We start from the raw sequence: 11,356 nt of genomic DNA on the forward strand, positions 1-11,356 counted from the left end.
GACTCGATCCGATGACAAAGAAACCAACTACTCCATGGCGCAAGCTATGGAGTAGTTGTCATTTTTGGAGGGGTTATGACGGCTCAAGTACAGGACGTGCTGACCTTTGTGCAGCAACAAGCGCCATTTGATCAGCTAACCCACAGCGCGACGGATTACTTTGTTGAACACTTAGAGATCATCTATGTCAGCACACAAAATCAGGCGCAGTGGTTTAGAAGCGAGCAGCCTCAGCTGTATCTGGTGCGTTCCGGTCATTTTGATTTGCGCTCCGAACGTGGCGAGCTTGTAGCCCGGCTGGCCGAAAGCGATTATTTTGGTTATCCCTCGTTACTGACGGGCGAGCCGATCAGCAACCAGCTGGAAGTCGTGCAGGCGGGGCTGGTCTATGTGTTGCCGCAAGATGCGTTTGATTATCTGCGCCGTGAGTACAAACCATTTGAGCAGTATTTTGTCCGTGCCCACGCCAAACGTTTGTTGTCCAGCCACTATAAAGAATCGGCAAGTGGCTGGTCCGAACGCCCGGTCAGCGAACTGATGAATCGGGCAGCGGTAACCCTGCAACCCCAAGCCAGTATTCAGGAAGCGGCCAAAGTCATGAGGAAGCATCGGGTTTCGTCGATCATGGTCATCGAAAACGATCAGTTAACCGGCGTGGTGACGGATCGCGATCTGCGTAACCGGGTATTGGCAGAGGGCTTAGATCCCGCACGGGCGATCCGCGAGATCATGACGGTCAGGCCGAAATACATCTTTGAGAACAACCGGATCTTTTCGGCACTGCATCTGATGCTGAAACACAACATTCATCATTTGCCGGTGCTCAATGAAGATCGCACCCCCATTGGGATGATCACCAGTACCGATCTATTGCGTCAGCAAAAAAGCGATCCGGTGCAGCTGATCGGACGGATCTACAAGGCGCGCAGTTATGGAGAAGTACAGCAGCTTGCCAAAGAGATCCCCGACCTGTTGAGTGATTTTGCCAATAAGATAGAAGACATTTCTTTGATAGGTCAGCTGCTGAGTGGCCTGAGTGACGCGCTGACGGGACGTTTGATCGACCTATACCAGCAGCAGCATGGCACTGCGCCCACGCCGTTTGCCTGGATCTGTTTTGGCTCACAGGCCCGTGAAGAGCAAACTCTGCACTCCGATCAGGACAATGGTTTGCTGTTGCCAGAAGGTGTAACGGATGAGCAACGAGATTACTTTGCACAGCTCGGTGCGTTTGTGTGTCAGCAGCTGGATGAGTGTGGGATCCGAACCTGTCCGGGGAATATCATGGCCAGCAACCCGGCGTGCCGGGGCACGCTCAGTGAATGGTGCGACCGGTTCACCACCTGGATCCACGCGCCAACGCCGCATGCCATGCTCAACTGTAAAATATATTTTGATCTGCGTTTTATCACCGGATCCGATGTTTTGTTCGGGCAATTTTTACATCATCTTAATGAGATCCCGAAAAATGAACTGTTCTATGCTGCGATGGCGGCCGATATCAACGTCAATACTGTGCCTATTGGCTTGTTTCAGCAGTTTAAGTTGCAACAGGACAAGCACAAACACAAATATCTGGATCTCAAAAAGCGCGGCGTGGTGATCATCAACGACGTGGTGCGCTTGTACGCACTGCAAGCGGGGATCAGCAAAGCCAATACGCTGCAGCGCCTGCGGGCGCTAAAAAGCCACCAGGTACTTAGCGGCGAGGACATTGCTAATTTGCAAGACTGCTGGCGCTTTTTAACTCAACTGCGTTTACGAACACAGATAGACCGCGAAGGGCTGCCAGAGAATTGTATTAACCCGGAGCAGCTAAGCTCACTGGAACGTCATCAACTTAAAGAAGCGTTTCAGTTGGTTAAGCAGGCCCAGCAAGCCTGTGCTTTCAAATTTGCCAGAGGCAGCCTGTGAGCTGGTTAACCCGATTGCGCAACTGGCACGCCGACCGTCACCTGCGACTGGCGGATGTTAACCTGGTGGTGCTGGATCTGGAGTTGACCGGGCTGGATCCTAAGCGGGATGAAATTGTCTCGGCCGCCTGGGTCGAAGTTCGCCGGGGCCGTATCGTCCTCAGCACGGCCCGCCATGTCGTCAACAAAGAAGTACGTCAGCTGGGGCAAAGCCCGGTGATCCATGGGGTCGATGACGACGCACTGGCGCAGGGCTTAAGTTTGCGCACCTTATTACAACAACTGACTGCAGTGCTGGAGCAAGGCGTTTTAGTCTGTCATAACGCCATGCTCGACTGGGGCTTTCTCAAGCGAGCCTTTACAGAGCACGAGATGACGGTGCGCCCTTTGCGGATCCTCGATACCATGCAGATAGAGAGAAATCGCTTGCTCAGGCAGGGGAAAACGCTTAGCGCAGATTGCCTGACATTGTCGGCCTGCCGTCAGCGTTATGCTTTACCGCCAGCTTATGAGCACAATGCGCTCAGTGACGCAGTGAGTACCGCCGAACTGTTATTAGCACAAAATAGTCAGCTTGGCGGGGTACAGGGGGCGTTACTCAGGCAGCTGACATAATTATTTTTGCATATCTCTTACACATTTGTGCTTGGTCGATTACAATAGCGCCATCTTAATACGGAAAGCTTGGGAAATTTATTCGCACGCGGCCTATGTTCCGGGTGTGTGGCACAATTAAGCCCAATTTTTCATAACGTGGTGGATCCTCACTTTAATGACTATCAAACTGGCAATAAATGGTTTTGGTCGTATTGGTCGCAACATAGTGCGAGCTTTGTATGAATCTGGTCGCCAGCGAGACATTCAGATCGTCGCGATAAATGAACTTGCCGATCCGCAGGGCATTGCGCATTTGCTGAAATACGATACCTCACATGGGCGTTTTTCTTTTCCCGTCCACCTTGAAGCACCTTATCTGACAGTGGGTGATGATAAAATCCAGTTGTTTAGCGAAGCCGATCCCAGTCATTTACCCTGGCACGCCCTGGATGTTGACGTTGTTTTAGAATGTACCGGTGTATTTCATTCCCGTTTCCATGCTCAGGCGCACCTACGCGCAGGCGCAAAGAAAGTGCTGTTTTCACATCCTGCCGACGCGGATGTCGATGCCACCATAGTGTATGGCATTAATGACCAAGAGCTGCGCGGCGAGCACACCATAGTGTCTAATGGCTCCTGTACCACAAACTGTATTGTCCCTGTCATAAATGTATTGGATGATGCTTTTGGAATTGGCTCCGGCACCATTACAACGATCCACGCGTCTATGCATGACCAGCAGGTGATTGATGCGTATCACTCGGATCTTCGTCGCACCCGGGCTGCAAGTCAGTCTATTATTCCTGTGGATACGAAACTGGCTCGTGGCATCGAGCGAATTTTGCCAAAGTTTCATGGCTGTTTTGAAGCCATTGCGGTGCGAGTGCCAACCATTAACGTAACGGCCATGGACTTGAGTGTGACCCTCAATAGTGATGTCACGATAGAGCAGGTGAATAATGCATTACAACAGGCCGCCAGCGGTCCGTTACGCGGGATACTGGACTACACTGAAGAGCCGCTGGTCTCAGTGGATTTTAATCATGATCCACATTCCAGTATCATAGATGGTACCCAAACACGCGTCAGCCAGAAGCGGTTGGCGAAATTGCTGGTGTGGTGCGACAACGAGTGGGGATTTGCAAATCGCATGCTCGATACCGCAGCAGCAATGACACAAGTTAATTAACAACCAAGTATCGTTCTTGAAGGAGATGTCAATGTCAGTCATTAAGATGGCGGATTTAGATTTAAACGGCAAACGCGTTCTGATCCGTGAAGATCTTAACGTACCGGTGAAAGAAGGTAAGGTCACATCAGATGCCCGCATCAGAGCGTCTTTACCAACCATCAAGCTTGCCCTTGAAAAAGGTGCCAAGGTCATGGTGATGTCTCACCTGGGTCGCCCAACGGAAGGGGAATACGATGCGCAGTATTCACTACAGCCGGTTGTAGATTACCTGAATGACGCGTTAGAGCAAAACGTGCGTCTGGTTGATAACTACCTGGATGGCGTTGATATCGCAGACAACGAAGTCGTAGTATTCGAAAACGTGCGTTTCAATGTCGGTGAGAAAAAGAACGATGAAGCGCTGTCGAAAAAGCTGGCTGCATTATGTGATGTGTATGTCATGGATGCATTTGGTACGGCACACCGTGCGCAGGCATCGACGCATGGCGTAGGTTTATTTGCTGAGGTTGCATGTGCCGGTCCATTACTGGCGGCCGAGCTTGAAGCACTGGGCAAAGCCCTTGATAATCCGGCACGTCCTTTGGTTGCCATCGTAGGCGGCTCAAAAGTATCGACTAAACTCACCGTGCTTGATTCACTGTCTAAAGTGGTTGATCAGCTGGTCACAGGTGGTGGTATCGCGAACACCTTTATTGCCGCAGCGGGTAATCCGGTTGGTAAGTCTTTGTACGAGCCAGACCTGATTGACGAAGCGAACAAGCTTAGCGAAGCGGCCCGTGCCAATGACGGCGATATCCCTGTACCAACCGATGTGGTTGTGGGTGACGAGTTCTCTGAGTCTGCCGTTGCTGAGATTAAAGATGTGGCGGAAGTACGCGACACTGATATGATCTTCGATATCGGCCCAGATACAGCAAACACATTGGCAAAAATCATCGCCAACGCTGGCACTGTGGTCTGGAATGGCCCTGTTGGCGTGTTTGAATTTGACCAGTTCGGTAATGGTACTGAAGCAATTGCCAATGCCATAGCCAAGTCTAACGCGTTTTCAATCGCGGGTGGGGGTGACACCCTGGCAGCTATCGACAAATATGGCGTAGCTGATGAAATTTCATATATCTCGACCGGTGGTGGTGCGTTTTTAGAGTTCCTTGAGGGGAAAAAACTACCAGCAGTCGCTATGCTTGAACAAAGAGCGAAAGCGTAATTCAGGCACGATGCTGCGCAATACGTCGCAGCATCACACTTTTGGGCCGATAGTTTGGTCCGGTTTTGGGACTCTCTCACATTTTATTCCCGAAACAAACTGAGTGTGTAGCACTTAAAATTTATCCCGTTCAAATCGATGAGTACGAGTGCTGATCTTGGAAATATCAGCTTCCCTCATCAACAATTGGAGAAAGCACAATGGCTTTAATCAGTATGCGTCAATTGCTGGATCATGCCGCAGAGCATGGTTACGGCGTTCCTGCCTTTAACGTAAACAACCAAGAGCAAATGCGCGCGATTATGGAAGCGGCAGATAAAACCAACAGTCCGGTGATTGTTCAGGGTTCGGCAGGCGCACGTAAGTACGCAGGGGCACCGTTTATTCGCCATATGATTTTGGCCGCAGTTGAAGAATGGCCACATATTCCGGTTGTTATGCACCAGGATCATGGTACGTCTCCGGGTGTATGTCAGCGTTCAATTCAGCTTGGCTTTTCATCTGTTATGATGGACGGCTCGCTTATGGAAGATGGTAAAACGCCATCAAGCTACGAATACAACGTTGACGTGACACGTCGCACTGTAGAAATGGCGCATGCCTGTGGTGTGTCGGTTGAGGGTGAGCTGGGCGTTTTAGGTTCACTGGAAACGGGCGAAGCGGGCGAAGAAGATGGCATCGGCGCTGTTGGTAAGCTGTCACACGACCAGTTGCTGACTGATCCGGAAGAAGCAGCTGACTTCGTTAAGAAAACCGGCGTTGATGCGCTGGCAATCGCGTGTGGTACATCGCACGGTGCTTACAAGTTTACGCGTCCACCAACAGGCGACATCCTGGCTATCAACCGCATTAAAGAGATCCACGCACGTATCCCGAATACCCACCTGGTAATGCATGGCTCATCTTCTGTACCTCAGGAGTGGCTGGCGGTGATCAACGAATTTGGCGGTGAGATCCCAGAGACTTATGGTGTGCCTGTAGAGCAGATCGTTGAAGGCATTAAGCACGGTGTGCGTAAAGTTAACATCGACACAGACTTACGTCTGGCCGCGACTGGCGCTATCCGTCGTCACCTGGCACATAACCCGGCCAACTTCGATCCTCGTAAATATCTGGCTGAAGCGACTAAAGCGATGACAGAGATCTGTGTTGCGCGTTATGAAGCATTTGGCACCGCAGGTCAGGCTGGTCGCATCCAGCCTATCTCTTTGGATGACATGCACCTGAAATATCTGACTGGTGAGTTGGATCCTCAGATCAAATAATTACTAACCCTGGAAAATCGGGTCAACAATACATGCCGCAGCTTTGAAACTGCGGCATTTTTGTATCCGTGTTTGATCTGTATGGGATCAGATTTTTACCTACCTGCGAGCGCTGGGATCAGATCTTGACTAACTAACAGGAGATCAGAAGCGTCTGAGATCGAGATCTTACTAAGTCAGGCGCCGGATCTGACCAAGATGGCGTGTGGAACCGATCTAAAATCAATAAGTTAGTCCAACCTGTTCGCTGCGCGCGTTACCTCTGCGTATGATCGTTAGTAAAAATATGATCCCGGCAGGATCCCTTGGTATAAATTTGATCTCAGGCAACTCAACTTAGAAAAACTTTGATCCGACGGTTTGTCACTTGATCTCTCAAACAGAGCGTCTAGCTTTAAAGAGTACTCTATTCTGCTCACATTGGTTTTTATTAAGGTCAAGGTATGAAAAAATGCTTTTTGGCTGCCCTTTTTGGGGGCTCTGTGCTGGCTGGTGTGCAAGTGCAGGCCGAAGAACTCAAGGTTTACGGACGCGCGCACTTGGGTGTCGAAAACAGTGATACGGGAAGTGGTTCAGACACCTCAGTGGAAAGCTACGCCTCGCGAATGGGGATCAAAGGTGCAGCAGACTTAGACACCGGGATCTCTGCCTTCTACAAGTTGGAATTTCAGGTCGAAATGTCTGAAAACGACAACGATGGGAAATCTGAAGAAAACATCACAGCACGCTCTCAGTATGTGGGGCTCAAAGGTCGCTTTGGTCAGGTGCTGGTGGGCCGCGATGACACCGCAATGAAAAAGTCGCAGGGCAAAGTGGATCTGATGAACGATTTCAGCGGCGATATTAAGAATTTCTTCGTTGGCGAAAACCGTCTCGGTGATACCTTGCAATATACGACACCTTCACTCAATCATCTCAAGTTTACAGTCAGCTACATTGCCGAAGACAACAGTAAACAAAATGGCGAGAGTGGCTTGTCTATGGCAGCCAGTTACGGCGATAGCAAATTGAAAAAAACGGCTGTTTACGCCAGTGTGGCGCGCGATGAAGAGGTAGCCGGTCAGGACATTACCCGCGTGACTGTGCAGGGCAAGATAGCTCAGGTGACCTTAGGCGCCAGTTACCAGCAAAGTGAAGCGGTTGGCAGCAATGATACCGTAGACAGCTATATGGCCAGCGCCGCGCTGAAGTTAGACAATGGGTATAAGCTGCTGGCGCAATATCAAAATTCCGATGGGGCCTCGGGCAAGCTCAAAGACTCAGGAGACGCAACGTCTATCGGGGTGGAAAAGAGCTTATCTAAGCAAGCAAGAATGTACCTGTGGTATACCAAAACCGACCTCGATAACAACCCGGATCAGGATCATATGGCGCTGACATTACGCTATGATTTTTAGTATATCCGCTTTTTTGTGCAGGTTGTGTGATGCCTGCGCATCCACTTTGGTAGTGTGAGCGCCACTGATCAGTGCAGAGCATGGGAGTGTAAAGCCTGAGCGCAGTGAGATGCTGTGTGGTTTATTGCTATTTAGCCTGGAGGGTTTGTAAATGAACTTAAATGGCTTGTATGTCAGACCTTACGCCTCTTTACAGCCGCCATACCAGGCTGTTTGTTAACCCTAGCGCAAAACAAACCTGACGAAACAAGGATTTACCCCGAGTTTATACCGGGTTGTTGTTGCTTTTCAGTGAAACCTTCGCTTTTTCAGTATCATAGCCTTACATCAAGTTGGCCCTATTTTTTTCCCAATTGTCATCTTTTATCACTTGGTATTTCATAAAACTGTCATACTTAGTCATAATAATGAAACCCACTTCGGTAACGTAAGAGATAAATGGGAATGTCACGTAAAGTACTGGTAGTTGATGACGAAGCGCCGATCAGAGAAATGTTGGTGTTTGTGTTGGAACAAAATGGTTTTCAAGCCATTGAAGCTGAAGACTATGATTCTGCAATTGCAGCTATGGTTGAGCCTTATCCTGATATGGTGTTATTGGACTGGATGTTGCCAGGTGGCAGTGGCATTCAGATCGCCAAAAAGTTTAAACAAAGTGAATACACCAGACAAATCCCCATTATTATGCTGACAGCACGTGGTGAGGAAGAAGATAAGGTCAAGGGATTGGAAGTGGGTGCAGACGACTACGTTACTAAACCTTTCTCTCCAAAAGAATTAATGGCACGGATCAAAGCGGTAATGCGTCGTGTTTCTCCGACGTCGTTAGAAGAAGCCATTGAAGTGCATGGCTTGCGCCTTGATCCAATTTCGCACCGTGTAACCTCTGCTGGCAATGAGCTGGAAATGGGTCCAACGGAATTCAGATTACTCCACTTCTTTATGACGCACCCGGAGCGGGTCTACAGCCGTGAGCAGCTGCTGGACCATGTGTGGGGCACCAACGTGTATGTGGAAGACCGTACTGTCGACGTTCATATCCGCCGCCTGCGTAAAGCGATTGCACCGCTCGGTCACGATCGCCTGGTACAAACAGTACGTGGTGCGGGTTATCGCTTCTCAAGTAAGCTGTAAAGCATCTGGCGCTATGGTAGGCTAGCCATGGCGCATTCTCTTTAGGATCATTTTGTATGTATAGGGTGATTGATAAACAGGCGTTATTAAAACGCCTGTTTTTGTATTTTCTGCCATTAACCCTGATTGGGATCTTATTAGGCGCACCGTTTGTCCTACTCTTTATCGGTGCCATGGTGTTGCTGATCTGGCATTACCAACAGTTGTACCGTTTAAGTGATTGGTTGATCAATCAGCGCAGCTTTAACCCGCCGGAAGGATCGGGTGCCTGGGAGCAGATCTTTGAAGGGATCTATCAGTTACAGCATCGCAACCGTAAGAAGCGTAATGAGCTGGCTGAGTTGATCCGACGTTTTCGTGAAGGGGCCGAAGCCGTGCCCGATGCTGTGATAGTGATGCAACAGGATCTTAGCATTGTCTGGTGTAACCAGCTTGCACTTAAAGTGCTTGGTTTACAGTGGCCAACCGACCATGGCCAGCGTCTTGATAATCTGATCCGCGATCCTAAGTTCGTTAAATATATGCAGGCTCATGACTTTCATGATCCCCTGGAGATGGATTTGGGGCATGGTGGAGAGCGCGTATTAGAGTTCCGGGTAATGCCTTATGCCGAGCAGCTCATGATGGTGGTACGGGATATTTCCAGGCTGAAGCAGCTGGAGCAAATGCGCAAAGACTTTGTTGCCAACGTGTCTCACGAATTGCGCACCCCGCTTACTGTGGTCACCGGTTATCTGGAGATGATGGAAGGCGATCAGATGCCGCCTCCTGCGATGTGGAATAAAGCGCATCACACTATGATAGAGCAGTGCAAACGAATGGACAGCCTGGTTAATCAGCTGCTCTCCTTATCGCGCATTGAAGGGCAACGAAATCAGGATAATGACAAAGCGGTGAATGTGCCTGCGATGCTGAAACTCATCCAGACCGAGGCCAATTCGCTGAATCAGGAAAAAGATCACGAAATTGCGTTTAACGTCGACCCGGACCTGGATATTAAAGGGTGTGTGGATGAATTACGCAGTGCTTTTTCTAATTTGGTATTCAATGCCATTCATTATACTAAACCAGGCGGAAACATTACCGTGAACTGGTGTTTAGACGGTGAGCGACCGCGCTTTTCTGTGATTGATAATGGCGACGGAATAGCACCTGAGCACATTAACCGGCTGACTGAACGATTCTACCGGGTTGATAAGGCGCGCAGCCGTAAAACGGGTGGGTCGGGGCTCGGTCTGGCCATCACCAAGCACGTGTTGTCGCGCCATGATTCTCATCTGGAAATCGACAGTACACTGGGCAAAGGCTCGTGTTTCTCATTTGCCTTCGAAAAAGAAAAACGTATTTTTATGACAAACAATGAAAGTCATAAAAGTGTCATTTGAGAGTAATTTTATTGTCATTTGTTTTCTGCACAATGTGCTCAGAAATTAAATGGGAAGAACATTTGGAGTGACCCCAATGAAATTTAAAAGCTTAGTTGCCGCAATGGGTGTGGCTGTAACAACACTGGTATCTGCTCAAGCCTCTGCACTTGATAAGAATCTACCTGAGTACAACAAAACCAGCGGTATCTCTGGTAACTTTTCATCTGTGGGCTCTGACACGCTGGCTAACATGATGACGTTCTGGGCAGAAGAATACAAACGTATTTACCCTAACGTAAACATTCAAATTCAGGCTGCGGGTTCTTCTACGGCGCCACCGGCTCTGACAGAAGCAACGGCAAACTTCGGCCCTATGAGCCGTAAGATGAAGTCGAAAGAAATCGAAGCGTTTGAAAAGCGCTATGGTTACAAGCCGACTGAAGTACGTGTTGCTATCGATGCTCTGGCTGTATTTGTACACAAAGATAACCCAATCCAGGGTCTGCGTATCGACCAGGTAGACGCGATTTTCTCATCAACACGTAAATGTGGTGCGTCTGAGCAGGTTGAGCGCTGGAGTGACTTAGGTCTGTCTGGTGATTGGGGTAGCAAAGACATCCAGTTGTACGGACGTAACTCAGTATCTGGTACTTACGGTTACTTTAAGAAAAAAGCCCTGTGTAAAGGCGACTTCCGTAACAACGTAAACGAACAGCCGGGTTCTGCTTCAGTGGTTCAGTCAATCTCTTCCTCTGTGAACGCGATTGGTTACTCAGGTATTGGTTATAAGACATCAGGTGTACGTACAGTACCTCTGGCGAAGAAAGGCGATAACTTTGTAGATGCAACACTGGATAATGTTGCTAAGGGCAAATACCCGCTGTCTCGCTTCTTGTACCTATACGTGAACAAGCACCCGAACAAGCCGTTGTCGCCAATCGAAGCGGAATTCCTGAAAATGGTGCTGTCGAAAGAAGGTCAAAAGATTGTAGAGAAAGATGGTTATGTACCACTTTCAAGCCAGCTTGCAAGCAAAGAGCTTAAAAAGCTGGGCCTGCTATAAGCATTGCACGGAAAGAAAAACCGCTCACTGAGCGGTTTTTTTATGTCTGTTTTTTAATGCAAGCAGGTTAATGCAAGCAGGTTAATGCAAGCAGGTTAATGCAAGCAGGTTAAAGTAATACCAATTTGCTTAATTAAGTGTTCTATTTTGAGGCGAGAAAATATGTTCGATAACCAGGCAAAAATTTGCGAACTCATACCTTAGGTAAAGGTTCTAAATGA

Annotated in this window: 9 protein-coding genes; all 9 read left to right on the forward strand. The window is 48.9% G+C overall.

Annotation, left to right across the window (positions count from 1 at the left end):
• The first annotated feature begins 75 nt into the window (after positions 1–75).
• Positions 76–1,914 carry a DUF294 nucleotidyltransferase-like domain-containing protein gene (locus C3B51_RS09725; RefSeq protein ID WP_130244913.1) on the forward strand — a complete coding sequence of 613 codons (1,839 nt, stop codon included), beginning with the start codon at positions 76–78 and terminating at the stop codon, positions 1,912–1,914.
• Positions 1,911–2,528: a 3'-5' exonuclease gene (locus tag C3B51_RS09730; RefSeq protein ID WP_130244914.1), complete on the forward strand. Its 618-nt coding sequence runs from the start codon at positions 1,911–1,913 to the stop codon at positions 2,526–2,528. The genes C3B51_RS09725 and C3B51_RS09730 overlap by 4 nt, the downstream gene beginning before the upstream one ends.
• 157 nt (positions 2,529–2,685) lie before the next feature.
• Positions 2,686–3,699 carry an erythrose-4-phosphate dehydrogenase gene (epd, locus tag C3B51_RS09735; protein ID WP_130244915.1) on the forward strand — a complete coding sequence of 338 codons (1,014 nt, stop codon included), beginning with the start codon at positions 2,686–2,688 and terminating at the stop codon, positions 3,697–3,699.
• A gap of 31 nt (positions 3,700–3,730) precedes the next feature.
• The gene (locus C3B51_RS09740; RefSeq protein WP_125717145.1) at positions 3,731–4,909 is read left to right on the forward strand and encodes a phosphoglycerate kinase; all 1,179 of its coding nucleotides are present in this window, start codon (positions 3,731–3,733) and stop codon (positions 4,907–4,909) included.
• A 200-nt stretch (positions 4,910–5,109) separates the two neighbouring features.
• Entirely contained in the window at positions 5,110–6,174 is a 1,065-nt protein-coding gene (gene fba / locus C3B51_RS09745; RefSeq protein ID WP_046006199.1) for a class II fructose-bisphosphate aldolase, read from the forward strand.
• Positions 6,175–6,617: 443 nt separating this feature from the next.
• Complete coding sequence (locus C3B51_RS09750; protein ID WP_164518177.1) at positions 6,618–7,571, forward strand: porin; 954 nt, start codon at positions 6,618–6,620, stop codon at positions 7,569–7,571.
• Between the two features lie 444 nt (positions 7,572–8,015).
• The gene (phoB, locus tag C3B51_RS09755; RefSeq protein WP_010383464.1) at positions 8,016–8,705 is read left to right on the forward strand and encodes a phosphate regulon transcriptional regulator PhoB; all 690 of its coding nucleotides are present in this window, start codon (positions 8,016–8,018) and stop codon (positions 8,703–8,705) included.
• A 56-nt stretch (positions 8,706–8,761) separates the two neighbouring features.
• A complete protein-coding gene (gene phoR / locus C3B51_RS09760; protein WP_130244916.1) occupies positions 8,762–10,090 on the forward strand; it encodes a phosphate regulon sensor histidine kinase PhoR in 1,329 nt (442 codons plus the stop codon).
• Positions 10,091–10,166: 76 nt separating this feature from the next.
• Positions 10,167–11,135 (forward strand): PstS family phosphate ABC transporter substrate-binding protein, encoded by a 969-nt coding sequence (locus C3B51_RS09765; protein WP_046006196.1) that lies wholly within the window; start codon positions 10,167–10,169, stop codon positions 11,133–11,135.
• The last annotated feature ends 221 nt before the right edge of the window (positions 11,136–11,356 follow it).

Source organism: Pseudoalteromonas rubra, assembly GCF_004212645.1.
GTDB lineage: Bacteria > Pseudomonadota > Gammaproteobacteria > Enterobacterales > Alteromonadaceae > Pseudoalteromonas > Pseudoalteromonas rubra_G.

Excerpts from the sequence above, each read along its gene's own strand:
- C3B51_RS09725 (WP_130244913.1), top strand. The coding sequence starts at position 76 with ATGACGGCTCAAGTACAGGACGTGCTGACCTTTGTGCAGCAACAAGCG.
- C3B51_RS09740 (WP_125717145.1), top strand. The coding sequence starts at position 3,731 with ATGTCAGTCATTAAGATGGCGGATTTAGATTTAAACGGCAAACGCGTT.
- C3B51_RS09750 (WP_164518177.1), top strand. The coding sequence starts at position 6,618 with ATGAAAAAATGCTTTTTGGCTGCCCTTTTTGGGGGCTCTGTGCTGGCT.
- C3B51_RS09765 (WP_046006196.1), top strand. The coding sequence starts at position 10,167 with ATGAAATTTAAAAGCTTAGTTGCCGCAATGGGTGTGGCTGTAACAACA.
- phoR (WP_130244916.1), top strand. The coding sequence starts at position 8,762 with ATGTATAGGGTGATTGATAAACAGGCGTTATTAAAACGCCTGTTTTTG.
- phoB (WP_010383464.1), top strand. The coding sequence starts at position 8,016 with ATGTCACGTAAAGTACTGGTAGTTGATGACGAAGCGCCGATCAGAGAA.
- epd (WP_130244915.1), top strand. The coding sequence starts at position 2,686 with ATGACTATCAAACTGGCAATAAATGGTTTTGGTCGTATTGGTCGCAAC.
- fba (WP_046006199.1), top strand. The coding sequence starts at position 5,110 with ATGGCTTTAATCAGTATGCGTCAATTGCTGGATCATGCCGCAGAGCAT.